Source organism: Bacillus sp. EKM501B (genome assembly GCF_011800505.1).
Taxonomy (GTDB): domain Bacteria; phylum Bacillota; class Bacilli; order Bacillales; family Bacillaceae_G; genus Bacillus_A; species Bacillus_A cereus.
This window is the reverse complement of the sequence record NZ_JAALFZ010000002.1, coordinates 643,449-666,352: the sequence shown is the minus strand read 5'-3', so window position 1 is coordinate 666,352 and position 22,904 is coordinate 643,449. Positions and strand designations below refer to the sequence as shown.

Genomic DNA, 22,904 nt, shown 5'->3' with positions numbered 1-22,904 from the left:
ATAAGAGAGCAATTTGCTCTCTTATTTTTTGTCTTCCATCGCTTCTTCTAATGTTAAGTGATGTTTATATAGGTATGTAGCGTATGGATTACCAACGTAGCGTAAGTGCCATGGTTCATATGCATATTCTGTTGTATCTGTTTTATCTTCTAAGTAACGAATGACAAAGCCGAATTCATGAGCGTGTTCTGCGACCCATTTTCCTTCTGCTGTCTCCCCGAAGATAGGCTCTAATTGAAATTTAGCTGATTTTGAACTAATATCCATTGCTAAACCCGTTTGGTGTTCACTTGTACCAGGAATTGCGCTTACCGAATTAGCTTCGGCTTTTCCTTGGCGTCTAACGTATGTATCATGCAACGATTTTTGGCGTTTGTATGAACGATAACCAGATACAGCTGTAAGATCAAGCCCTTCTTTTTTCGCAGCTTTAAACATGTTTTCAAGTGCCTCTGCAGCATCTTTTCGCAGCAATGTTTTTTCTTTATCTTTTGGACTAATAAATGGTACATTTGGTCTCGTTAAGTCTTCAGGAATGTATCCATCTGGTAGTTTTCGATGTTTATTAATTAAGACAAGATTAGATTTGGGATTTGTTACCACTGAAAAGTCATTGTCTATTTTCTTTGCATTATGATCAGCTTTTGGAAAAGCAGGAATCTCTTCTTTTTTATGGTTATTATGCTTTTGACTTTCGACAGCTTTTGCTTCATTATGTAGTGGTGTTTTAGAACCAAAGTAAGCGAAAGATGTGATCCCGATTACAATAGTAGTGGCAGAAATAATTATTATCTTTTTCATGATGCCTTGTAATCACAGTCCCTTCTTAATAAAATGTGTAATGTTTTTTTATTATAAATCTAGTTTGTTGGAAAAGGAATATAAGAGTCATAACGTAATAGAAATGCAAAGAAAATGTCAGAAAATGTGTGAATTTGTAGTATTTTTTTATATAATTCATTTCTTATCTTTCATGAAATGCATTTTTTATGTAATATATATACATAAGAAGATGTAGCGATTATCGAGAATAGAGAACTTCTTGTATAGACTGGGAGTGAATGGGAATGGATTTTGCAACAATTATTGGACTTATTTTAGGATTTGTAGCAGTGGTAGTAGGGATGGTCGTCAAGGGCGCTGACATAACAGCCTTATTAAATCCTGCCGCAGCATTAATTATTTTTATCGGTACATTTGCTGCAGTATGTATTGCATTTCCGATGAATCAACTAAAAAGGGTTCCAAAACTATTTAAAGTTCTTTTTGGTTCAAATAAAAAGGATTTAAGTTATGAACAGTTGCTAGAATTATTTGTTCATTGGACATCTGAAAGTAGAAAATACGGTATTTTGTCTTTAGAGCAACAATTAGACAAAATTCAAGATGAATTTCTTTTGCGTGGTATGAAATTTGTGATTGATGGCGTATCCGCAGAAGATTTAGAGCAGATTTTGGAATCAGAATTAGAGGCAATTGAAGAAAGACATGCAAAGGGAGCTGCTATTTTTTCACAAGCTGGTACGTATGCACCGACATTAGGAGTTTTAGGGGCTGTTATCGGTCTTGTAGCTGCGCTTGGTAACTTAACTGATATTGAAAAGTTAGGTCATGCTATTTCGGGTGCATTTATTGCAACGATTTTTGGTATTTTTTCAGGTTATGTATTATGGCATCCATTTGCAAATAAGTTAAAGCAAAAATCTTCAGCTGAAATTGAGAAAAAACGTTTAATCATTGATTGTTTATTAATGTTACAAGAAGGTACATATCCGTTTATTATGAAGAACCGCATTTTAGGTGCACTTTCTGCAACTGAGCGTAAAAAGCTAGAAAAAGGAGCAGAAAAAAATGCGGAGTAAGAAAAATAGAAGAGGCAAAAAGAAAAAACATGATGAGCATATCGATGAAACGTGGTTAATCCCATATTCTGATATGTTAACGTTGTTATTTGCATTGTTTATCGTTTTATTCGCAATGAGTAGTATAGATGCTGCGAAGTTTAAACAGATGGCAGTTGCTTTTCGAAGTGAATTAGCTGGGGGAACAGGTAACAAAGAATTTTTAAGTGATCAAAAGCCAAATGATGAAAAAGAATTATCAGCAAGTAGCCTTGAGGCAGAACAAGCAAAAAAACAAGAAGAAGCTAGAGCTAAAGAAAAAAAAGAGATGGATGAATTGAAAGCATTACAAAAAAAGATTGATCAATATATTAATGAAAAACAATTATCCTCTTCTTTTCAAACTAAATTAACTGAAAAGGGATTAATGGTGACAATATTAGAAAATATACTGTTTGATTCGGGGAAAGCAGATGTGAAATTAGAATCTTTAGGGATTGCAAAAGAGATGTCTAGCTTACTTGTTTCAGCGTCACCTCGTGAAATTACAGTATCGGGTCATACGGATAATGTCCCTATTGCCAATGCGCAGTTTGCGTCGAATTGGGAATTAAGTACGCAGCGGGCAGTTAATTTTATGCAAGTATTACTGCAAAATAAAGAATTACAACCAGAAAAATTTAGTGCGATTGGATACGGAGAATACCGTTCAATTGCTCCAAACGATACACAAGAAGGAAAGGCAAAGAATAGACGTGTGGAAGTATTTATCTTGCCTTTAACAGAGAAAGTAAAATAAAAGAGGATGGCGAATGCCATCCTCTTTTATTTTACTTCAAATGATTTTAAGTTGTCGCGACGGATTTTATCTTTTTCTGCATCTGATTTTTTGAAATCATAATCATATAAAGCGCCTTCCCAATCGCCATACATTGGATTCGGGAAAATAATGAATTTCTCACCAAATTGTGCTTTTGAATCTGCTACTGTTTGGTTACGATCTTTTACAGATTTTCCATCAAAACCTGTGAAATCAGATAAGTTATCACCGAAGAATAAGACAATATCATGAGTTTGAGAAACGAGTTCACGGCGTTTTTCTTTTCCTTTTTCTTTCGGATCTTGTAATAATATATGTTCTTTCGTTGCTTGAGGAGCACCTACACGCTCAAGATTTTTAATTGTCGCATCTAGTTGATTCGTTTTACGATTTGAGATGTAGTAAATATCTACACCTTTAGACTCTGTATATTTTAAGAAATCAATTGCGCCTGGAAGGGCTTCAGCCTCAGCTTTGTTAATCCAATCATCCCATTTGTAAGGATAGCCTTTGCCTGTTTTTACGCTCATTGCTTGATGAGGACTGTTATCTAAAACAGTTTCGTCTAAATCAAGCACGATAGCAGGTTTTTTCTCTGTCCCTTTTGCAAGAATTGCATCAAGCTTTAATTGACCAATGTTGTACCCTTGGTAGTAAAGTGCTTTCGTTTCACCGGCTGTTTGATACCATAAATCAGCCATTAATTGTTGTTCTGTTAATTTTACTTTCTCTTCTTTTGCCACTGTTTTCTCTGGTGTTCCTGAACATGCTACAAGTGATGTAGATAGAACCGCTACAGATAATAAAGTGGTAATGCCCCTCTTCATCTTCATATGTATCCTCCTTGATGTTAGAAAATCATTTTATATTATATATTAAAATATAATATTTTTATATGAACATTTGCATATTGTCTTTTGTATATATAGTAGTATGTCCTATATTAGAAAGATGAGCAAAATAATAATAGTTGCTTTGACAATTTTTATTGTCGTAATGACAATTATAATTGACAAAAAGAACTTTATTATTTACAATTTTAACTAAATAGAACAAATGATGGATTAATGACGATGTTTACATATAAGAGGATGAAGCGTGGTGCTATATTTTGTCTTGAATAAACATAGTCTTTGAAAGAGAGTACGAATGATACTAAAGGGGAGGCTTTATACTTGAGTTTACAAATTCAAAACTTAACGAAACAATTTGGGGAATCAAAAGCAGTTAACGGTTTGCAAATTTCGTTACCAAAAGGTGAAGTACTAGGGTTACTTGGACGAAATGGTGCAGGGAAAACAACAACAATCAAAATGCTTCTCGGATTATTAACGCCTAATGAAGGTTCGATTACATGGGATGGAAAAGCATTTGGAAATAGTGGTGTAACAATTGGGTATTTACCAGAAGAAAGAGGTTTATATACAAAAAGTAGAGTAATAGATCAGCTGCGATATTTTGGTAGATTAGAAGGAATGTCGAAGAAAGAAGTGGATCACGCTATTGATCACTGGTTAGAGCGTTTAGCGATACCAGAATATAAATTTAAAACGGCTGGAGAGCTTTCAAAAGGGAATCAGCAAAAAATCCAATTAATTGCTGCTCTTCTTCATAATCCGGAACTTCTCATTTTAGATGAACCATTCAGCGGCCTCGATCCAGTTAATGCTGGGATGTTATCTAGTATTATTGAAGAACAAGTACAGAGCGGAAAGACGATTATTTTATCAAGTCATCGTATGGAACAAGTAGAGGCTTTTTGCCAACATGTATGTATTTTGAAAAAAGGTGAAGCAGTCGTAAAAGGACAGCTAAGTGATATTAAGAAAGAATACGGTTTCCGTAATTTAACGATTGAAGATACAGTAGAGAATGAAAAGGGATTAGAAGCTATACATGTATCGTATGAAAAACAACAAGGCCTTCTTTATGTGAAAGTACAAGACGATGCGGAAGCTCTCAAGATTTTGCAACAGTTGCAAGAGCAAGGTGTTAGCTTACGACAATTCAAAATGTTAGAGCCGACGTTAAACGAAATCTTTGTAGAGAGGGCGAAATAACGATGCGTAAATTTTCTCACGTATTTTCATTTTATTTTAGGGAAGCATTTTTATCTAAAAAATCATTAATTACGAGTGCGATTTTATTTTTAGTTGTGTTTGGGATTTTTGCATTTAATCATTTTACTTCAGGCGATGATAAAAATAAGGATAAAGATAAAATTGCAGTTGTAGTAGAGAGTTCCACATATAAAGTACAAAAAGATGAGCTAAATAAGCTATTGCCATCAGCAAAAATAACAATTGGTTCAAAGGATGATTTTGATAAACTGCATAAGCAAGTAGAAGAAGGTGATTTAGATGGTCTATTCCATGTGACGGAAAAGGGTGGGGCTCCATCGATTACATATATGTATAATGGATTTCCAAGCCAAGCAACTTCTGCAATTATGGCAGGATATTTAAAGCAACAATATACGATGGTGACGATTGCCAAAAATAATGTTTCACCAGAAATTGCACAGCAATTACAAACAGAAATTCAAGTAAAGCAAGAAGCGATAAAAGATCGTACATCTTCTTTCGGAATTGCCTATTTCTTTACATTTGCTTTATATATGTTTATTGTAGCGTTCGGAAATACAATCGCAATGAATATTGCATCTGAAAAGGCGTCACGTGTAATGGAAGTAATGCTTCCGAAAGTGAAGCCTCTTACGATGATGTATGCGAAAATTTTAGCGGTTGTTTCAACGGCGTTATTGCAACTTGTCATATTGGCGTGTGGTTATCTTATTCCATATTTGTTAGGTTGGGTCGATTTAGAAAGTGCCTCACTATTGGGTATTCCAATTGACTTCACGAAATTAGATGCAAAGGTTATCAGCATGTTTCTTGTTTATTTCATTACGGGATATTTACTTTATGCGATGATGTATGCTGCTGCTGGAGCTGTCGTGTCTAAGACGGAGGATTTACAAGCTGTATCTTTCCCGGTAATGATTTTAATTATGGCTGCATTCTTTATTAGTATTAAATCATTAAGTGATCCGAATAGTACTATCGTCGTTGTAAGTTCTTACGTTCCATTTTTTACACCGATGGTTACCTTCTCACGTATTGTAGCTGGTGAAGCAGGTATGCTAGAAATTACGATAACATTAGCAGTCTTATTGGCGACAATTGCGGTATTAAATGCTGTTACAAGCCGCATTTACGTAAACGGCGTAATGAATTACTCAGATAAAGTGAAATTTAAAGATTTAGCGAAATTTATAAAGCGTCAATAATGAGAGAAAAGCATGATTTCCTATTGAAATCATGCTTTTTCTTTATGTATAAATTAAAAATAGTATATAATGATAAGAGTCGTCTTTTAATAGAATGAATAAAAAGGAGGGTGTGCAGATGGGGATTAGTAGTCGTTTTACAGTAGGTGTTCATATGCTGACATTACTTGCGATAGATCGAAACTCTCGCTGTACCTCTGAATGGATTGCCGGTAGTGTGAATACAAATCCAGTTGTGATTCGTCGCATTACAGGAATGTTGAAGAGAGCAGGACTTGTTGATGTACAAGCTGGTAAAGGTGGTACGACACTTGCTCGAGATTTAGAAGAAATTACATTACTTGATGTATATAAAGCAGTGGAAGTTGTAGAAGAAGGACAGCTATTTTCCTTCCATGAAAATCCCAACATTGAATGTCCAGTAGGAGCTAATATTCAATCAGTATTAGAAATTATTTTAATGCAAGCGCAAGAAGCGATGGAAAACGTACTTGCAAATGTAACGGTAGATCAATTAGTTACAAATTTAAAGTCTAAAATGAAAGAATAAAAAAAGCGAGCTTCCTCATAATGAGGGCTCGCCTTTTTTTATTCAGAAATATTGAAAATTCTATTTTTCAGTATTTAAAATGAATTTACCTACGATAGCTGCGAAGATACCACCAAGAATTGGTGCTACGATGAATACCCATAGTTGAGAAAGTGCTTCTCCACCAACAAATAAAGCTGGTGCGATACTACGAGCTGGGTTAACAGATGTTCCAGTTAACGGAATTCCTAATAAGTGAATTAAAACTAATGTGAAACCAATTACTAGTCCAGCTAAAGAAGAACTTCCTTTTTTACCTGTTACAGCAACGATAACTAAAATAAATACGAAAGTTAAAATGAACTCAACTAAAAATGCTCCAGATAAACCAAGAGTTCCGAAACCATTTTGTCCTAAATTATCTAAAGGTGTTTTAGCAGATTTTAAAATTGTTACTAACGTTGCAGTTCCTAATAAACCACCTAAAATTTGAGCTAATACATAATAACAAAGTTCCATAGCGTTCATTCGTTTGTTGATGAACATAGCTACTGATACTGCTGGGTTAATGTGACATCCAGAAATTGTTCCGATGCTATATGCCATAGCTACAATAGATAGACCGAAAGCCATAGCGATTCCTAATGTTCCAATTCCTTCAATTCCGCCGCCAGTGACAGCTACTCCAGTTCCGAATAATACAAGTACAAATGTACCAATAAATTCAGCGATTGCTTTTTTTAACATAATTTACCTCCTATTAATGCGCATGAAACGTATTATAACATAAGTTTTAGTATAAGCAGCCAATGAAATACTATTCTGATAAGGCGAAATAGGGGGACAATAAAAAAGAGTATGGTTCATCTCTATAGAACCATACCCTTTTTTTATGCTGATTTTTTCTGTTTAACGACTGGAACAGAACGGTTTAAAATACTATTTGCAACCATTCCTAACATTATAATAATCATTCCGATGAGAGAAAGCCCTCCAGGGAGTGAACCATTTAAGAAAATGATTTCTCCAAGTACGGTAAAGACCATCGTTCCAGCTTGTGTTGCTTCAACAGCTCCAAGTAGAGCGAGGTTATCTTTTGCTAAGTCAGTAGCAAAGAAAAATGTCATCGTTGCAATAACGCCGGAACATAATGCTAACAAAAATCCTTGAAGCATTTGGTTGGATGTTGGAATGCCAGTAGTAGAAAATCCGTATATACCAAGCAAGATTGTTATAGGAAGACTTCCAATTGCCATTCCTAATACACGTTGGAACGTATCAAGGCGTCCACCAACAAGCTCCATCATTTTTCGGTTACCGAACGGATATAAGAAAGCGGCTAATACGACAGGTAAAAAACCTGAAATGAACTGAGTCATTGTAATATGGCCTGCGGCAGTTGCTTGCATACAAATTACACCAAGTAAAATAAATAATGCAACATATAAGCTACGAAGTGGAATTTTTCCACGTACAAGTTTCGTACCTGATTTTGTTTCTATTTTCACGAAAAATAGTGGTGATAGTAGTAAACCAGCTAAAATCGTAACTTGCCAAGTTCCAGCAACGAGCCAAGCTGGAGAAAAGACAGCTGCGAAACTTAATAAAGAATAAAAACCAATACCGGCAACAGAACCCCATCCGATCCATGCCAATGGATGTTTTTTTAACTCTTCCCATAATCCCCTAAAGTTTTTGCGAAATAAAACGATAAGGAATAAAATAGGAAGAGCAAATAAAAAACGGAAGGAAGCTGTCCAAGCCCAGCTCGTTCCAGATACATTCATTGCTCTATTAATAATAAAGGTTGCAGAAAAAAAGGCCGATGATAAAAGACCTAATAAAATTGCGCGCATGAAGTATAACACTCCTTTCGAAAATAAATAATTATGTATAGTATGATATACTTTTAATTATTAAAAGTAAACTATTTTATACTTTAAGGTGGTTTTATATATGAAAGAAAATGAAGATATGCAAACGAAAGAAGTCATTCAACAAGTTGGACAGTTATTGAGACAAATTCGAAATGAACAGAAATTAAGTTTAGAAGAATTAGCTCATAAAACAGGAGTTAGTAAATTAACATTAGGAAAGATCGAAAGAGGGGAAACAAATCCGACACTAGCTGTCATTTGGAAAATAACGAAAGGGTTATCAATTCCTTTATCCAGATTAATGGTTGTTGGAGAACCTGTAGCTGTTGCGCGCTGTGGAGAAGGATTTGCAGTAGATGAAGGACAAGCGTGGCATTTAGAAACGATGTTCCGTTATACGAAAGAAACAGGGATGGAAATGCACCGTGCTTGTTTACGATCAAATAGTATATATGAGCCAGAAGCTCATCATGAAGGTGCGATTGAGCTTGTAACGGTAATGAAAGGGAAAGTGTCTATTCAAGTGGAGAATGATGTATACGAATTAAATGAGTTTGATTCCATTCAATTTGAAGCGAATAAGAAGCATATTTATAAAAATGAAGAAGAAGAAGTAGCGGTATTACATTTAACGATGAAATATTCTTCATGAAAAAATCACCTATAGGATTCTATAGGTGATTTGCTCTTCTTAAGTATGTGAAATAATGCCGTTAGTACGAACGTGGCATAAGTAATAAACAAATGAAATAAACTAAAAATCCTGTCCCAAAACATAAAACAGCAATAACCCAAATGATACGAATAAGAGTAGAGCTAATATCAAAATATTCTCCTAAACCACCACATATACCAAATAGCATTTTATCAGTTTCGGATTTACATAACTTTTTTGACATATTCCAATCAACTCCTTTTTATATCAAACTGCATACTTTTATTCTATATGGAAATTTATGAGAAGACTATGGGGTTGTATTACATTTTTTTGTGAGAAGTGATCGTATTAATTGTCTTAATTTTCAGTGGATATTAAACTTGTAGTTATGAGGTGATTTTTAATAAAGGGTGGGGAAATAGAGATGACAGTATATTGGTTGACTAACGTAATGCTTGAATCAGGATATACATATGAAGAAGAGAGAATTTCACAAACAGAAACAGAATTATGCAGTTTACTTATTGAAGATGGTCGAATTAAAAAAATTATAAAAGGGATTGTTCAAGAGGAAGATATAGTAACTTTTGATGCTAAGAACTTATTAATGTTGCCAGCTTTCAAAGAGATGCACATTCACATTGATAAAACATATTATAGTGGCCCATGGAAAGCTTGTATGCCAGCAGAAAGTATTTTTACACGTTTTAATGAAGAAGAAAAAATTTTACCAAAGCAATTAGCGACTGCCCAAAATAGAGCGGAAAATATGCTAGAGTTACTACTGCAAAATGGTGCAACGAATATTAGAACGCATTGTAATGTCGATCCGATTATTGGGCTTGGTAATCTGGAGGCGACGTTAGCGGCATTAGAAACATATAAAAATCGAGTGTCTAGTAGAATTGTTGCGTTTCCGCAACATGGATTATTGCGCAGTGATTCTGTGCAACTCGTGAAAGATGCGATGCGTATGGGTGCTCATCTAGTCGGAGGAGTAGATCCAGCTACAGTAGATAATGACATTGAAAAGTCATTACATACAATTATGGATATCGCAGTAGAATTTAATGCGGATGTTGATATTCATTTGCACGATGCGAATAATCTTGGAACGTTTACGATGAAGGGATTGGCAAGTTTAACAGAAGAAGCAGGATGGCAAGGCCGTGTAACGATTAGTCATGCACTTGGACTTGGTGGTGTTACTGATAAAGAGGCTGAAGAAGTGGCAGAAAGACTCGCAAATGTAAATATTGATATTACTTCAACAGTGCCAATTGGTAAACAAGTAATCCCAATTCCGTTATTAGATAAAAAAGGTGTTAAGGTTGCATTAGGCAATGATAGCATTACAGATCATTGGTCACCGTTTGGAACAGGTGATATGCTTCAAAAGGCGAATCGATTAGCAGAGCGTTTTGGGTGGAGTGACGAAAGGTCTTTAGGAAAAGCACTCCGCTTTATTACAGGAGGAAAAGAAACGTTAAATAATGAAGGGAAGCGAGTATGGCCGAATGTAGGGGATGAAGCGAGCTTTGTTTTGACGAATGCGACATGCGCTGCTGAAGCAGTAGCGCGTCAAACAGAAAAACGTTTAGTCGTGTATAAAGGAAATATTGTTGTTGGAAGTTTAAATGAGGTGGAATTAAATAATCTTGTGTAGAAGAATCGTTTAAATATTTTGAGGAGGGTTCTAATGGTGAGTATAGAACTCTTCTTTTTTATTCTTACAATATATTTTTATAGGAAAGCTAGAAGGGATGAAAAAATTGGACAATCAACATAACCAAAAACATATTATGGGAACTTTGCAATGGTTTATATTTTTATTAGCAAATTCAATCGCACTACCAATTGTCGTTGGCGGATTATTTCATCTTACGACGGAAGAAATATTTTATTTAATGCAGCGTACGTTTTTTGTAGTTGGTATATCTTCTTTTTTACAAGGGTGGCTTGGGCATAGACTGCCAATTGCGGATGGGCCGGCTGGATCTTGGGTTGGTGTATTTACCGTACTTGCTTATGCAACGGCCGGACAGGATCAATTACATAGTACACTGCAAATTTTAGAATTAGGAATGATAATCTCCGGTGTTATTTTAATAGGATTAGGAGTAACTGGTTTTATAGGACGTATTTTATTTTTATTTACGCCGCTTGTGACAGGGACGTTTTTACTTTTATTATGTTTACAATTAAGTGGTGTATTTTTAAAAGGAATGTTAGGAATTACAGCTACTATTTCTCAAATCGACGGATTTACAGCAATGATCGCGTTTAGTATATTTCTGTTCGTTATTATACTATCTAATTTTGGAAAAGGCTTTGTCAAAAGTTATGCAGTTTTAATAGGATTAATTAGTGGGTGGATTATTTTTCTCATTGCAGGAAAAGTGACAATCCCATCTCAAGTAACTCATTTTGTGCAACTTCCACATATATTTGCTTGGGGACTTCCAAAATGGAATACAGGTATGGCTGTATCAAGTTTCGTTATGGTATGTATTTTAGTTTCGAATACGGTGGCAGCTATTATAGCAATTAATCAAGCAACTATTCATAAAGCGACTATTGAACAAAAACAGTTGAAAGATGGAACATGGGTTGGGGGGATTTCACATCTCATCTCTTCTGTATTTTCAACTGTAGGTGTCGTTCCGTTACCAGCAACGGCAGGATTTATACGTTTAACAAAACAAAAGTATATACGATCGTTCTTAATGGCATGTGCGTTACTAGTCGTAATGTCTCTTTTTCCAAGTATTATTCGTTACTTAGCATCTTTACCATCAGCTGTTGCATCGGCTGTTTTAATGGCTTCGTTCGTACAGTTAATTGGAATTGGATTTAATAATATAAAACAAGTGCCGATGAGTGAAAGGAATGTAACGATCTTAGGCGTTGCAGTATTATTTGGCAGCGGCGTAATGTTTTTACCGTCTGGAGCACTCCAATCCTTGCCGTCTATTATGCAATATATATTCGGTAATGGTTTATTTGTAGGTACGGTTGTAAGTATATTGCTAGAACAAATATGGCGCGTTGGAAAGTAAGTGGATAAAAAGAGTGTACGCACTGTATAAAAGTCTAAAATAACATAGGAAATAAAGCCCATTTTTATTCACCACCTGCACATTTCGTTCATACAATATCTTGACTAAATAAACACCCAACTTACACATACACAGCTCTGGCTTAAGCAAGGAGGGTTATACCAGTTGAAGGAAAAAGCGTATCAATCTAAACCTTTACTCACAAAGAGAGAGAGAGAAGTATTTGAATTGCTGGTTCAAGATAAAACAACGAAGGAAATTGCAGGTGAACTTTTTATAAGTGAAAAGACAGTTCGCAACCATATCTCAAACGCAATGCAAAAGCTAGGGGTTAAAGGACGTTCACAAGCAGTTGTGGAGCTTCTTCGTATGGGAGAGCTCGAATTATAAGAAAGCAGCCGACTTTTATATAAAAGTCGGCTATTTTTTGTTTGCTTCACTTGCTATATGAATGATAAGAACACTCCATACATAAATAGGTAATAAGGAGGGGATATGTTGAAAAGGATACTGTTAGTTTCAACAAGTGCTCATGATATGAATGGACACCCGACTGGTTTGTGGCTGGAAGAGCTCGCAGCTCCTTATCATGTATTTAAAAAGGCTAAGTTTGATGTTGATATTGTGTCAATAAAAGGTGGGAGAGTACCTATAGATAGAGTGTCTATTCCGAATGGTATACCTCGCGAATTCAAGCATGTAGCTTCTTTATTGCAAAATACGAGGCCGATTTCAAATGTTCATTTTTCGGATTATGATGCGGTTTTATTTGGTGGTGGGCACGGGGCGATTGTAGATTTTCCAGGTAATCCATATGTAGTAAATTTGATTGAGAATATGTATAACAATAACCGGATTGTAGCGGCTGTTTGTCACGGAGTAAGCTCCTTAGTCGGTGTGAAAAATCAGGATGGCTCGTTTTTTGTTGCGGGTAAGCGTATAACAGGTTATACAAACGATGAAGAAAGAGCTGTACATTTAGAAAAGCGCGTTCCGTTTTTGCTAGAAAGTAAGTTGAAAGAAGAAGGAGCTTTGTTTTATGTAGCCCCCAATTTTACGCCGCATGTAGTAGTAGATGGTCATTTAATTACAGGACAAAATCCACAGTCTAGCGTGGAAATAGGTAAGGCTATAAAAAGGGCTGTAAATAAATTATCGTCATTTTAATTTCTGCTCATTTCTTCTTATTAATGGGAATGTCTTCTTTTCAAAAAAAGATGGAGCAATGAATATGCACTTTATATAGAAGAAACCGACTTTCTTATAGAAGGTCGGTTATTTTTCTATCTTGCAAATTACGAAAAAAAGGAGCAAAATAAAAAAGGTCCTAGTCTATACATGGGAAAATGAAAATTTTCATACAGAAGCATTTGAAGTGAGCGAACTTAAAGTGTGTAAAATATAATGATAAGCATAAAAGATGATGAATGAGAAAACGGGTGATGAAGTTGAATAGAGCAATCGGTGTTATCGATTCAGGAGTTGGCGGTTTAACAGTAGCAAAGGAATTAATTCGTCAGTTGCCGAAAGAGCGTATCATATATTTAGGAGATACAGCACGTTGTCCTTATGGTCCACGTTCTCGAGAAGAAGTACGTCAATTTACGTGGGAAATGACGGAGCATTTACTAGATTTAAATATTAAAATGTTAGTTATTGCGTGTAATACAGCAACTGCAGTTGTATTAGAAGAGATGCAAAAACAATTACCAATTCCAGTAGTAGGAGTTATTCACCCAGGATCACGTACAGCTTTAAAAGTGACAAACACGTATCACGTTGGGATTATTGGAACGATTGGAACGGTGAAAAGTGGTGCATACGAAGAGGCGTTAAAGTCTATTAATAACCGTGTTATGGTAGAAAGTTTAGCTTGTCCACCTTTCGTTGAACTTGTAGAGAGTGGGAATTTCGAAAGTGAAATGGCGTATGAAGTTGTAAGAGAAACGCTGCAACCACTGAAAAGTACCGATATTGATACACTTATATTAGGGTGTACACATTATCCGATTTTAGGACCTGTTATTAAAAAAGTAATGGGAGATAAAGTACAACTAATTAGTTCTGGTGATGAAACAGCACGTGAAGTAAGTACAATCTTATATCATAGTAAAATGTTGAATGAAGGAGAAGAACAAAGCGATCATCTCTTCTTAACAACAGGAAAAATAGGCTTGTTTAAAGAAATTGCATCCAAATGGTTCGGTCAACCGATTGAAAATGTGAAGCATATTCATTTAGAAAAAGAATAATAGTAGAATTTATATAAGTGAGCTCCTGAGAAATCAGGAGTTTTTGTTTTATCTTGCTATTTGCTGGGTAGTAAGACCCCTGCTGATTAAAGTTTCAATTTATAAGAGGCACAGCTTGTTCTAAAACGTGAAACAGCTCGTATACATAATAGTACAAACTTAGATTTTAGGGGGGAATGGCATGCCTAAATCCACTTTTAAATGGGTTGTTGGTGCTACTGTGAGCGCTGTTTTACTAACAGGGTGTGGCTTTATAAATCAAGAGAAAGCAACTGAACAAATTGATCCGCCAAAACAAGTTACGTATACAGAGGGTGGGAAGAAAGAAGTAGCTAAAAAAGATAAGCAAGGGCAAATGGTAAATAGAGAACTATACCTTGTTGATAAAAATGGTTATGTTGTACCACAAACGTTAGCTATACCTACTCCGAAAGCAAATGAGACTGTGAAGCAAACGTTAGAATACCTTGTGAAAGATGGACCGGTAACGAATTTATTACCGAATGGGTTTCGTGCAGTCATTCCGGCGAATACAACGATGACCTTAGATTTGAAAAAGGACGGAACGGCAGTTATTGATTTCTCTAAAGAAATGAAAAACTATGCGAAAGAAGAAGAGCGTCAAATCGTTGAATCTATAGCTTGGACGTTGACGCAATTTACAGAGATAAAACAAGTGCAGTTCCAAATAAATGGTGAGAAATTGGCAAAGATGCCGGTTGGTGGTACACCGCTTGGTGAAGGAGTGAGCCGTGCAAATGGTATTAACTTCGATGATGAACAAGTAGCAGATGTAACAAATACAAAACCAGTCACACTGTATTTTATGGCGCAAAATAATAATAAACAGCAATACTACGTACCAGTCACACGCCGCGTTGCAGAAGGTAAAGAAAATGACTATGCAGCAATTATAGATGAACTTGTAAAAGGTCCGATCCATCAATCGCTCCTGAATGATTTTAATCCAGGCGTTAAGCTTATTACGAATCCGAAATTACAAGACGGAAACCTTACATTAAACTTTAATGAAAATATATTTGTAAACCCAGATAAAAATATGATTTCAAATTACGTATTGAAGTCGTTAGTTTTATCTTTAACAGAAAAGAAAGGTGTGAAAAATATTTCTATTGAAGTAAATGGAAAAGCAAATCTTATAGATGAAAAGGGCGGAAAGTTAATAAAACCTGTAGATCGTCCAGAAAACGTGAATACAGGTAGTTTTTAATCGTCAATAATTTGATATACTTAAGTAAGAAAGAGGAATTGCTTTTTGGGTTCCTCTTCTTTTATTGTATACATATCATACATTTAAATTTGGCTATACTAACAAGTAGTTATGAGGAGGTTATTTTTATGCGAGTAGATGGTAGAGAGAAAACAGAATTACGCCATATACATATTCATACGAATTATTTAAAACATCCAGAAGGATCAGTATTAATTGAGGTTGGGGATACAAAGGTGATTTGCTCAGCGACAATTGAAGAGCGTGTCCCGCCATTTATGCGTGGAGAAGGAAAGGGCTGGGTAACAGCTGAATATGCGATGATTCCACGTGCGACAGAACAACGTACAATTAGGGAGTCAAGTAAAGGGAAAGTAACAGGACGTACAATGGAAATCCAGCGCTTAATTGGACGAGCATTACGTGCGGTAGTTGACTTAGAAGCGCTTGGCGAGAGAACGGTTTGGATTGATTGTGATGTTATTCAAGCGGATGGTGGAACGAGAACAGCTTCTATTACAGGTGCATATGTAGCGATGGTATTAGCGTTTGAGAAGTTATTACAAGCAGAAAAAGTATCTAAAATTCCAGTAAAAGATTATTTAGCAGCAACGTCAGTAGGGATTGTTGAAGAACAAGGTGTTGTTTTAGATTTAAACTATGCAGAAGATTCTAAAGCAGACGTTGATATGAACGTGATTATGACTGGAAAAGGCCAGTTTGTTGAAGTGCAAGGAACTGGAGAAGAAGCGACGTTTAGTAGAGCGCAGTTAAATGAACTACTTGATGCAGCAGAACAAGGCATTTTCCAACTGATTGATATGCAAAAAGAAGCTTTAGGTGACATCGTATCTCATATAGAGTAGAGGTGGAAAGTATGAAACAAGTTGTTGTAGCGACAAAAAATATGGGGAAAGTACGTGAGTTTGCTGAGTTATTTGAGCGATTTGATTTAGAAGTGAAATCATTACACGATTTTCCTCATATTGAAGAAGTCGAAGAAACTGGTGAAACATTTGAAGAAAATGCGATCTTAAAAGCGTATAGTTTGAGTAGACAGTTGAATGCAATTGTAATTGCGGATGATTCAGGTCTTATTGTAGATGCGTTAAACGGGAAACCAGGCGTGTATTCAGCTCGTTTTGCTGGAGAGCCGAAAGATGATCAAGCGAATATTGATAAAGTGTTACAAGAATTAAATGAAGTAGCGTTTGAAAAGCGTAAAGCTCGTTTCTATTGTGCATTAGCAGTTGCTTTCCCTGAAGGTGATAAAAAGCCTGTCATTGTAAACGGGACATGTGAAGGATTTATTTTAGAACAACGCCGCGGGGAAAACGGCTTTGGATATGATCCGATTTTTTATGTGGAAGAATATAAAAAAGCGATGGCGGAACTAAGTTCAGATGAGAAAAATGCTATTAGCCATCGTGGCCGTGCTCTTCGTAAATTAGAAGAAAAAATCCCGGAATGGTTTTTAGGAGAATAAGGGAGAGAGAATGATGAAAGCTTTAATCGTAAGTGATAGTCATAGCTCTGTGAAGGAATTACAGCAGTTGAAAGAGAAATATGAAGGGAAAGTAGATATCATGATTCATTGCGGTGATTCAGAGCTAACGCCTGCTCATGAAGAACTGCAAGGTTTCCGTGTTGTAAAAGGAAACTGTGATTATGCTAACTTTCAAGATGAAATTGTAACTGATGTAGATGGAATTCGCTTCTTAGTTGTGCATGGACATCGCCATAATGTGAAAATGACATTACAAACGCTAGCGTACCATGCTGAAGAAGTGGGAGCGCAAGTTGCATGCTTTGGACATTCTCACGTATTAGGTGCGGAATTAATCGAGGGCGTTTTATTTATTAATCCAGGCAGTATTTTATTACCACGTCAGCGTGTAGAAAAGACATTTGCTTTATTAGAAATGGATGAAAATCAAATGGAAGTTCGTTTTGAAATGTTAGACGGACAACTAGTTGAACAAGCAGTTTTTAAAAGAGGATAAGAAAATTTATCCTCTTTTAAAAAAGGTGTTGACTTTATGTGTGGTTATACATATAATAAATATTGTCGATAGGGCAACGGCGCTAACGAAGAAAAGAAAATAACATATGCGGGTGTAGTTTAGTGGTAAAACAAGAGCCTTCCAAGCTCTGGTCGAGAGTTCGATTCTCTTCACCCGCTCCATGTCCCAGTAGCTCAGCCGGATAGAGCATACGCCTTCTAAGCGTACGGTCGGGAGTTCGAATCTCTCCTGGGACGCTAAAAAAACCTTGTTATCAAAAGATAACAAGGTTTTTTGTTTGGCTAAAATTTGATGTTTGGGTTATAGGTGTAGTTCATTCTTGATATTTGCGACCTTTCCTTTGATATTAAGTAGTTGCATATGTACTTCTTTTTCTTAAATAAAAAGAGCGCCATTTATGCGCCTTATTCCTCTTATTTAATTTAAAGAATCAATAGGTTTATGATGGAACTCAAATCCATATCCAGATTCTCTTAATTGTTTACTTACAATATTATAAAACTCTTTACCATTCTAGTACAATTCAGCAGCAGTTATCGGAACTTATTCCCGGTAGTGTGTTACAATTAATAGAAGCGGAAAACGAGAATCTCCAATTGACTGGACCTGTGATTGGTTAGATGGTTTAAGAAGGTCGTATAAAAAAGGGAGATGGCGCAAAGATGGCGAGATCAAATGAGAATGATTTAACGGAGAAATTGGCGGAAGGTCACCGGAAATATGGTGATGGCAATTTTACAGTACAGAACATCGGTGATGAAACTAACCCGAATTGGACTGTCGTAAAAAATGTGAGGAAAGGATCGGCAGGCATTCGCGAAGGAGAAGATATATTAAGACTGCGATCAAAATATATAAAATAGTACGGAAATGGGCGGAGCGGGAGTTCGAATCTCTCCTGGGACGCTAAGAAAACCTTGTTATCTTTTGATAACAAGGTTTTTTGTTTGTTTTAAATTAGTTGTTAATAAACTTGTCAAAGACAAAACCATAATCTTTCACATTATATTGTTTCTTCGTATCAACGAGCCAGTTAAAAGCGATTTCGTTTATTTCTTTAAACTGTTCTGCTAAATTTACTTGTGCGTTTGAAATACGGCTGAAAGCGTTAGATGCCATATCTAAACTTTTATGTGCATACTGCAATGTAATATCGTTGTCGTATGAGATTTCTTCTATTTTAAGTAAAGCTTTATATAAATCTTTTAATTCTTCAATATGTTTTTTATGGACATCAATTGAATAGTGTTCATCGCCCATTTGGAACTTAATTTCTACATCTAAATCAATCGTTCCCGCAGTTTCAAGCGCTACGTTTTTAATTTGATATTTACTATAGCTAAAGCGGCGTAGTGTACGTTTTTTACTTGTTGCGCTTGTACCGTCTAAGTGAATTAACCCTTTGTTTGTGAAGCAATATTCATCTGATTTCGATTTAATTAGAAAGTAAATTTTCTCCCCATCTTCATGCATTACATAATCATCGGCATCGACCTTATCATAGTCTTTAGGTGTAATAACAGAACCTACATCGCTTAGTCCTAATACATCTGCGGCCATTTTTTTAAACATATATAATCCCCCTTGTAAATTAAAGTCTTAATTGTACAAAAATATATTAACATGATCTTCATCCTTTGTTTTCTTGTAATACGAAAATATCTGAAGGTAAGTTAAGAAAAGTAATGAATAATTATTTTGATCCTAAATTATTTAGTAAATCTATTAGTTTAAGAGTGGATTCTCCGAAAAATAACCAAGAGAAAAAAGTTAATTTTGCAAGTGATTATAAATAAATTCCGTGAAAGCACCTCAAGCGATATGAGGTGTTTTTCAATCTCTTTTTGAAATCTTACAATTCTGTAAGGTAACTGTAAGGTAGTTCGATGGTAAGAAATTGCTAATCTTTTATAATGAAGATAACAACGATAAAACGAGGAGGCAGAAATGATGAAAGGATTAGTTGTAACGGGCTTGACGGTTGCTTTTGGATTTGTAGCGTATGAGAAATTAACGTATGTAGTTGATGTTGTGAAACATTTGATTGCTTAGAGAAAACAGCCATGAGAGGGAAAGGGAATGAGTGAATGAATGGAATGGTTATTTGGAATTATAGGTACTTGTAGTGTAGTGTTATTGTTCTTTGTCCCAAGTGGTATACTTAGTTCGACAACAAGTTTGTTCTTCTTAAGTTTGTTTGCTTGTACGATGCTTATTATTATGTTTTTAATGAAGCGAAGTAAACCAATCTTCTATTTTAGCATGATTGTTATGGCAATTATTGTTCTCCAAATTATTACCCTTGTAATATACCCCACAATTATAAAAGCTTTCCATTAATGATGAATCCTCTGCGTTTGTTGCTGGGGATTTTTACTTGTACAATTTTAATTTTTAGTAGAGATTTATTTGTATTGGAATGTAAAAATTAAATATTTTCATATTTCAAACAAATAGTTTTGGGATGTTGTGTTCTCATTACGCATTTGATATATTTACTTTGAACATAATTAAAATCAAGAAAAAGAGGCGGACGTATGGATAAAAAAGAAAATACGGTCGTATTGTTTCCACAACTATCAGAGCGCTATATTGATGAAGGTTTTTTAGCGCTGAAAGAGCGGAAGTTCGAAGATGCATTGCGCTGCTTTGAAATATTACGTCAGTATAATGCGGAAACGGAACAAACGGAATTAGCTTCAGTTATTTGTTTACTCGAATTAAAACGTATGGAAGAAGCGAAAGACAAATGTGAACAGTTGCTTAAAACAGGAGTTGTCTTATTTGGTGATATTCTTGAAACGTACGTGACTATTTTAGTTCAAACAAATGATTATGAAGGTGTTATTGAAACTGTTGAAAAGGTTTTACAAACGAAAGATATAATGCCTGATCAAAAGGAAAAATTAGCGCAGCTTGCTTTATTTGCAGAAGGTATGCTAAATGAGGGAGACGCATCGCTAGTGGATTCAAATTTTGAGTTGGATGAGTTTACTAAAGAAATTTTTGGAGAAAACTTTGGACAGAAGCTAAGAGCGATTCAGCGACTTTCATTAAAAGACTTAGATCTTGCATTACCTGTTTTAAAGAAATTTTTAATAGACGAAGAGCAACACCCCTATTTGAAAACTTCTATTTTGTATAAAATGATAGAAAGTCAGGTAGAAGAGGAAATAGAGGTAGAAAAGTTTGGGAATACGATTAAGGTAATTCCAGCATTTACAGGTCATAATGAGGAGCAATCCAATAACATTATACATAAATTATCAAGTCGATTAGAGCAAAATTATCCCGATATATTTGAAGCGATGGTTACATATTGGAAAGAATTGCAAATTAGCGTTTTCCCATTCGCTCTATTAATGGATAAAGAAGAGATTTGGTCAGCTGTTTTAGAGAGAATTGGAAGAAAGCGTTTCGGATTGGCTATTGATGAAGAAGAGCTTATGGCAGCATACAATATCGAATTGGAAGAGTTTCATATTGCCTATCAATGGTTATTACGTGTTGAAAGAGAAGGATATTTGCCCGTATAATTATGAAAAAGAATCGTTCAGTTCTTGAAACGAGCATATTCTATGTTATAATGTAAGGGTTGCAAAAGGCAGAAAACTGCCTGTTTGTAAGAGAAGAGAAGTGTAATTCTCTTACTTAATATGTTTCATATTATTCTCGAACAAAATATACCGTAGTTGTCTTCTGGGCAATTAGTAGATTGGAACATTATATCTGAAAGCTTTTGCTAGAGGATTATTTGTGTATTTGTTATTTCAAAAAAGAGATAATGAAGATCTTAATCTATAGAGGTATGTGCATACATTATTATAGTTGGAGGGAAAGAATAAATGTCTACAAAATGGGAAAAATTAGAAGGTAACGTTGGCGTTTTAACAATCGAAGTTGATGCTAAAGAAGTAAACAACTCTATCGACGCTGCGTTCAAAAAAGTAGTAAAAACAATTAACGTACCAGGTTTCCGTAAAGGAAAAATGCCTCGTCCATTATTCGAACAACGCTTTGGTATTGAATCTTTATACCAAGATGCTTTAGATATCATTTTACCAAAAGCATACGGTGAAGCGATTGAAGAAGCTGGTATCTTCCCAGTTGATCATCCTGAAATCGACATCGAGAAGTTCGAAAAAAATGCTAACCTTATCTTCACTGCAAAAGTTACAGTAAAACCTGAAGTTAAATTAGGTGAGTACAAAGGTTTAGCAGTAGAAAAAGTTGAAACAACTGTAACTGACGAAGATGTAGAGAACGAATTAAAATCTTTACAAGAGCGTCAAGCTGAACTAGTTGTTAAAGAAGAAGGAACTGTTGAAAACGGTGATACAGCTGTAATCGACTTCGAAGGTTTCGTTGATGGCGAAGCATTTGAAGGTGGAAAAGGCGAAAACTACTCTCTAGCAATCGGTTCTGGTACATTCATCCCAGGTTTCGAAGAGCAAGTAATCGGTCTTAAATCTGGTGAGTCTAAAGACGTTGAAGTATCATTCCCAGAAGAGTACCATGCTGCTGAATTAGCTGGCAAACCAGCAACATTCAAAGTAACAATTCATGAAATCAAAACAAAAGAACTTCCTGAGTTAAACGACGAGTTCGCTAAAGAAGCAGACGAAGCGGTTGCAACTCTTGATGAATTAAAAGCAAAACTTCGCACAAACTTAGAAGAAGGCAAAAAGCACGAAGCTGAGCACAAAGTACGTGACGAAGTAGTAGAATTAGCTGCTGCTAACGCTGAAATCGAAATTCCAGAAGCTATGATCAACACTGAGTTAGATCGTATGGTTCGTGAATTCGAGCAACGTTTAAGCCAACAAGGTATGAACCTTGAGCTTTACTACCAATTCACAGGTACTGATGCTGACAAATTAAAAGAGCAAATGAAAGAAGATGCACAAAAACGTGTAAGAATCAATCTTGTTCTTGAAGCTATCATTGAAGCTGAAAACATCGAAGTTACTGAAGAAGAAGTAACTGCAGAAGTTGAAAAAATGGCTGAAATGTACGGTATGCCAGTAGACGCTATCAAGCAAGCTCTTGGAAGCGTAGACGCTTTAGCTGAAGATCTTAAAGTGCGTAAAGCTGTAGACTTCTTAGTAGAAAACGCTGCATAATAAAATAACAAGGCACGATTAAAATCGTGCCTTGTTTTATAAATATAGAAATATATTTATAAAACTTTTCGATGGAGAAGGAAAAGTTCCTTTACAAGTCGAATATACATATTTCAAAAGTTTTAAAAATTTTTTATTTGTACATAACTAGTCATATTATTTGTATTTCTCGCCACGTAGTGACATAATATGTATTTACAT

The 22,904-nt window shown here is 35.4% G+C and carries 25 protein-coding genes, 2 tRNA genes and 1 pseudogene; 21 read left to right on the top strand and 7 right to left on the bottom strand.

Translation table 11 applies throughout. From position 1 onward, the window contains the following. Positions 1 to 21: 21 nt before the first annotated feature. Positions 22 to 801, bottom strand: coding sequence for a M15 family metallopeptidase (locus HFD78_RS08250; protein WP_000720201.1), 780 nt, complete (start codon positions 799 to 801; stop codon positions 22 to 24). A gap of 266 nt (positions 802 to 1,067) precedes the next feature. Here HFD78_RS08250 and motA point away from each other — a divergent pair, with 266 nt between their 5' ends. Then, positions 1,068 to 1,862 (top strand): flagellar motor stator protein MotA, encoded by a 795-nt coding sequence (motA, locus tag HFD78_RS08245; protein ID WP_000344853.1) that lies wholly within the window; start codon positions 1,068 to 1,070, stop codon positions 1,860 to 1,862. Beyond that, entirely contained in the window at positions 1,852 to 2,640 is a 789-nt protein-coding gene (gene motB / locus HFD78_RS08240) for a flagellar motor protein MotB (RefSeq protein ID WP_001256734.1), read from the top strand. Before motA ends, motB begins: the two co-directional genes overlap by 11 nt. Positions 2,641 to 2,666: 26 nt before the next feature. Here motB and HFD78_RS08235 read toward each other — a convergent pair whose 3' ends face one another. Next, positions 2,667 to 3,494 carry a 5'-nucleotidase, lipoprotein e(P4) family gene (locus tag HFD78_RS08235; RefSeq protein ID WP_000782768.1) on the bottom strand — a complete coding sequence of 276 codons (828 nt, stop codon included), beginning with the start codon at positions 3,492 to 3,494 and terminating at the stop codon, positions 2,667 to 2,669. 342 nt (positions 3,495 to 3,836) lie between these two features. On the opposite strand from HFD78_RS08235, the gene HFD78_RS08230 reads away from it, so the two are divergent. The 3 genes from HFD78_RS08230 to HFD78_RS08220 all read left to right on the top strand — a co-directional run bounded on the left by HFD78_RS08230 (position 3,837) and on the right by HFD78_RS08220 (position 6,500). Further along, positions 3,837 to 4,721, top strand: a complete 885-nt coding sequence (locus tag HFD78_RS08230) for an ABC transporter ATP-binding protein (protein WP_000058121.1) — start codon at positions 3,837 to 3,839, stop codon at positions 4,719 to 4,721. Positions 4,722 to 4,723: 2 nt separating this feature from the next. Beyond that, positions 4,724 to 5,950, top strand: a complete 1,227-nt coding sequence (locus HFD78_RS08225; RefSeq protein WP_001224981.1) for an ABC transporter permease — start codon at positions 4,724 to 4,726, stop codon at positions 5,948 to 5,950. Positions 5,951 to 6,068: 118 nt separating this feature from the next. Then, positions 6,069 to 6,500, top strand: coding sequence for an Rrf2 family transcriptional regulator (locus tag HFD78_RS08220; protein ID WP_000512998.1), 432 nt, complete (start codon positions 6,069 to 6,071; stop codon positions 6,498 to 6,500). A gap of 60 nt (positions 6,501 to 6,560) precedes the next feature. Here HFD78_RS08220 and HFD78_RS08215 read toward each other — a convergent pair whose 3' ends face one another. Next, positions 6,561 to 7,226 (bottom strand): aquaporin, encoded by a 666-nt coding sequence (locus tag HFD78_RS08215; RefSeq protein ID WP_000913213.1) that lies wholly within the window; start codon positions 7,224 to 7,226, stop codon positions 6,561 to 6,563. Between the two features lie 143 nt (positions 7,227 to 7,369). Beyond that, positions 7,370 to 8,335 (bottom strand): DMT family transporter, encoded by a 966-nt coding sequence (locus HFD78_RS08210; protein ID WP_001201630.1) that lies wholly within the window; start codon positions 8,333 to 8,335, stop codon positions 7,370 to 7,372. A 100-nt stretch (positions 8,336 to 8,435) separates the two neighbouring features. On the opposite strand from HFD78_RS08210, the gene HFD78_RS08205 reads away from it, so the two are divergent. Further along, positions 8,436 to 9,008 (top strand): helix-turn-helix domain-containing protein, encoded by a 573-nt coding sequence (locus tag HFD78_RS08205; protein WP_000661924.1) that lies wholly within the window; start codon positions 8,436 to 8,438, stop codon positions 9,006 to 9,008. A 61-nt stretch (positions 9,009 to 9,069) separates the two neighbouring features. Here the strand turns inward: HFD78_RS08205 and HFD78_RS08200 are convergent, their stop codons facing one another. Then, a complete protein-coding gene (locus HFD78_RS08200) occupies positions 9,070 to 9,255 on the bottom strand; it encodes a PspC domain-containing protein (RefSeq protein WP_000038411.1) in 186 nt (61 codons plus the stop codon). Between the two features lie 183 nt (positions 9,256 to 9,438). Here HFD78_RS08200 and HFD78_RS08195 point away from each other — a divergent pair, with 183 nt between their 5' ends. From HFD78_RS08195 to HFD78_RS08145, 11 genes are all read left to right on the top strand, one after another. Then, positions 9,439 to 10,680, top strand: a complete 1,242-nt coding sequence (locus HFD78_RS08195) for an amidohydrolase family protein (RefSeq protein WP_000219558.1) — start codon at positions 9,439 to 9,441, stop codon at positions 10,678 to 10,680. Positions 10,681 to 10,777: 97 nt separating this feature from the next. Beyond that, entirely contained in the window at positions 10,778 to 12,073 is a 1,296-nt protein-coding gene (locus tag HFD78_RS08190; RefSeq protein ID WP_002196909.1) for a purine/pyrimidine permease, read from the top strand. 165 nt (positions 12,074 to 12,238) lie between these two features. Continuing rightward, entirely contained in the window at positions 12,239 to 12,463 is a 225-nt protein-coding gene (gene gerE / locus HFD78_RS08185) for a spore germination transcription factor GerE (RefSeq protein WP_000659484.1), read from the top strand. 105 nt (positions 12,464 to 12,568) lie between these two features. Continuing rightward, positions 12,569 to 13,240, top strand: coding sequence for a type 1 glutamine amidotransferase domain-containing protein (locus HFD78_RS08180; protein ID WP_000919606.1), 672 nt, complete (start codon positions 12,569 to 12,571; stop codon positions 13,238 to 13,240). A 275-nt stretch (positions 13,241 to 13,515) separates the two neighbouring features. Then, positions 13,516 to 14,325: a glutamate racemase gene (racE, locus tag HFD78_RS08175; protein ID WP_000774005.1), complete on the top strand. Its 810-nt coding sequence runs from the start codon at positions 13,516 to 13,518 to the stop codon at positions 14,323 to 14,325. A gap of 181 nt (positions 14,326 to 14,506) precedes the next feature. Next, positions 14,507 to 15,556, top strand: a complete 1,050-nt coding sequence (gerM, locus tag HFD78_RS08170; RefSeq protein WP_001126746.1) for a spore germination protein GerM — start codon at positions 14,507 to 14,509, stop codon at positions 15,554 to 15,556. A gap of 128 nt (positions 15,557 to 15,684) precedes the next feature. Continuing rightward, on the top strand, positions 15,685 to 16,422 hold the full coding sequence (gene rph, locus HFD78_RS08165) for a ribonuclease PH (RefSeq protein ID WP_001261765.1): 738 nt from the start codon (positions 15,685 to 15,687) through the stop codon (positions 16,420 to 16,422). A gap of 11 nt (positions 16,423 to 16,433) precedes the next feature. Further along, a complete protein-coding gene (locus HFD78_RS08160; protein ID WP_000815950.1) occupies positions 16,434 to 17,042 on the top strand; it encodes an XTP/dITP diphosphatase in 609 nt (202 codons plus the stop codon). A gap of 13 nt (positions 17,043 to 17,055) precedes the next feature. Continuing rightward, positions 17,056 to 17,559 (top strand): metallophosphoesterase, encoded by a 504-nt coding sequence (locus HFD78_RS08155; RefSeq protein ID WP_000645504.1) that lies wholly within the window; start codon positions 17,056 to 17,058, stop codon positions 17,557 to 17,559. Positions 17,560 to 17,667: 108 nt separating this feature from the next. Then, positions 17,668 to 17,741, top strand: a tRNA-Gly gene (locus HFD78_RS08150). Between the two features lies 1 nt (position 17,742). Further along, a tRNA-Arg gene (locus HFD78_RS08145) sits at positions 17,743 to 17,816 on the top strand. A gap of 181 nt (positions 17,817 to 17,997) precedes the next feature. On the opposite strand, the pseudogene HFD78_RS30060 reads toward HFD78_RS08145, so the two are convergent. Continuing rightward, positions 17,998 to 18,090 (bottom strand): annotated as a pseudogene (locus tag HFD78_RS30060) (DUF6572 domain-containing protein); the annotation flags it as partial. 152 nt (positions 18,091 to 18,242) lie between these two features. Here HFD78_RS30060 and HFD78_RS08140 point away from each other — a divergent pair. Next, positions 18,243 to 18,443: a hypothetical protein gene (locus tag HFD78_RS08140; RefSeq protein WP_000124460.1), complete on the top strand. Its 201-nt coding sequence runs from the start codon at positions 18,243 to 18,245 to the stop codon at positions 18,441 to 18,443. A 94-nt stretch (positions 18,444 to 18,537) separates the two neighbouring features. Here the strand turns inward: HFD78_RS08140 and HFD78_RS08135 are convergent, their stop codons facing one another. Further along, positions 18,538 to 19,152 (bottom strand): PH domain-containing protein, encoded by a 615-nt coding sequence (locus HFD78_RS08135; protein ID WP_000473866.1) that lies wholly within the window; start codon positions 19,150 to 19,152, stop codon positions 18,538 to 18,540. A gap of 519 nt (positions 19,153 to 19,671) precedes the next feature. Here HFD78_RS08135 and HFD78_RS08130 point away from each other — a divergent pair. The 3 genes from HFD78_RS08130 to tig all read left to right on the top strand — a co-directional run bounded on the left by HFD78_RS08130 (position 19,672) and on the right by tig (position 22,703). Then, entirely contained in the window at positions 19,672 to 19,920 is a 249-nt protein-coding gene (locus HFD78_RS08130; RefSeq protein WP_001983650.1) for a hypothetical protein, read from the top strand. Positions 19,921 to 20,117: 197 nt separating this feature from the next. Continuing rightward, a complete protein-coding gene (locus HFD78_RS08125) occupies positions 20,118 to 21,116 on the top strand; it encodes a hypothetical protein (protein ID WP_000358272.1) in 999 nt (332 codons plus the stop codon). Between the two features lie 309 nt (positions 21,117 to 21,425). After that, the gene (gene tig, locus HFD78_RS08120) at positions 21,426 to 22,703 is read left to right on the top strand and encodes a trigger factor (protein WP_000105215.1); all 1,278 of its coding nucleotides are present in this window, start codon (positions 21,426 to 21,428) and stop codon (positions 22,701 to 22,703) included. Positions 22,704 to 22,904 lie beyond the last annotated feature (201 nt).

What these genes read in the sequence shown, in the direction of transcription:
- HFD78_RS08125 (WP_000358272.1), top strand. Translation starts at nt 20,118, where the DNA reads ATGGATAAAAAAGAAAATACGGTCGTATTGTTTCCACAACTATCAGAG.
- HFD78_RS08190 (WP_002196909.1), top strand. Translation starts at nt 10,778, where the DNA reads ATGAAAAAATTGGACAATCAACATAACCAAAAACATATTATGGGAACT.
- gerM (WP_001126746.1), top strand. Translation starts at nt 14,507, where the DNA reads ATGCCTAAATCCACTTTTAAATGGGTTGTTGGTGCTACTGTGAGCGCT.
- HFD78_RS08135 (WP_000473866.1), bottom strand. Translation starts at nt 19,152, where the DNA reads ATGTTTAAAAAAATGGCCGCAGATGTATTAGGACTAAGCGATGTAGGT.
- HFD78_RS08160 (WP_000815950.1), top strand. Translation starts at nt 16,434, where the DNA reads ATGAAACAAGTTGTTGTAGCGACAAAAAATATGGGGAAAGTACGTGAG.
- HFD78_RS08180 (WP_000919606.1), top strand. Translation starts at nt 12,569, where the DNA reads ATGTTGAAAAGGATACTGTTAGTTTCAACAAGTGCTCATGATATGAAT.
- HFD78_RS08210 (WP_001201630.1), bottom strand. Translation starts at nt 8,335, where the DNA reads ATGCGCGCAATTTTATTAGGTCTTTTATCATCGGCCTTTTTTTCTGCA.
- motA (WP_000344853.1), top strand. Translation starts at nt 1,068, where the DNA reads ATGGATTTTGCAACAATTATTGGACTTATTTTAGGATTTGTAGCAGTG.
- HFD78_RS08225 (WP_001224981.1), top strand. Translation starts at nt 4,724, where the DNA reads ATGCGTAAATTTTCTCACGTATTTTCATTTTATTTTAGGGAAGCATTT.
- HFD78_RS08220 (WP_000512998.1), top strand. Translation starts at nt 6,069, where the DNA reads ATGGGGATTAGTAGTCGTTTTACAGTAGGTGTTCATATGCTGACATTA.
- HFD78_RS08140 (WP_000124460.1), top strand. Translation starts at nt 18,243, where the DNA reads ATGGCGAGATCAAATGAGAATGATTTAACGGAGAAATTGGCGGAAGGT.
- HFD78_RS08200 (WP_000038411.1), bottom strand. Translation starts at nt 9,255, where the DNA reads ATGTCAAAAAAGTTATGTAAATCCGAAACTGATAAAATGCTATTTGGT.
- racE (WP_000774005.1), top strand. Translation starts at nt 13,516, where the DNA reads ATGAAGTTGAATAGAGCAATCGGTGTTATCGATTCAGGAGTTGGCGGT.
- motB (WP_001256734.1), top strand. Translation starts at nt 1,852, where the DNA reads ATGCGGAGTAAGAAAAATAGAAGAGGCAAAAAGAAAAAACATGATGAG.
- HFD78_RS08130 (WP_001983650.1), top strand. Translation starts at nt 19,672, where the DNA reads ATGGAATGGTTATTTGGAATTATAGGTACTTGTAGTGTAGTGTTATTG.
- HFD78_RS08215 (WP_000913213.1), bottom strand. Translation starts at nt 7,226, where the DNA reads ATGTTAAAAAAAGCAATCGCTGAATTTATTGGTACATTTGTACTTGTA.
- HFD78_RS08155 (WP_000645504.1), top strand. Translation starts at nt 17,056, where the DNA reads ATGAAAGCTTTAATCGTAAGTGATAGTCATAGCTCTGTGAAGGAATTA.
- HFD78_RS08195 (WP_000219558.1), top strand. Translation starts at nt 9,439, where the DNA reads ATGACAGTATATTGGTTGACTAACGTAATGCTTGAATCAGGATATACA.
- rph (WP_001261765.1), top strand. Translation starts at nt 15,685, where the DNA reads ATGCGAGTAGATGGTAGAGAGAAAACAGAATTACGCCATATACATATT.
- HFD78_RS08235 (WP_000782768.1), bottom strand. Translation starts at nt 3,494, where the DNA reads ATGAAGATGAAGAGGGGCATTACCACTTTATTATCTGTAGCGGTTCTA.
- tig (WP_000105215.1), top strand. Translation starts at nt 21,426, where the DNA reads ATGTCTACAAAATGGGAAAAATTAGAAGGTAACGTTGGCGTTTTAACA.
- HFD78_RS08205 (WP_000661924.1), top strand. Translation starts at nt 8,436, where the DNA reads ATGAAAGAAAATGAAGATATGCAAACGAAAGAAGTCATTCAACAAGTT.
- HFD78_RS08250 (WP_000720201.1), bottom strand. Translation starts at nt 801, where the DNA reads ATGAAAAAGATAATAATTATTTCTGCCACTACTATTGTAATCGGGATC.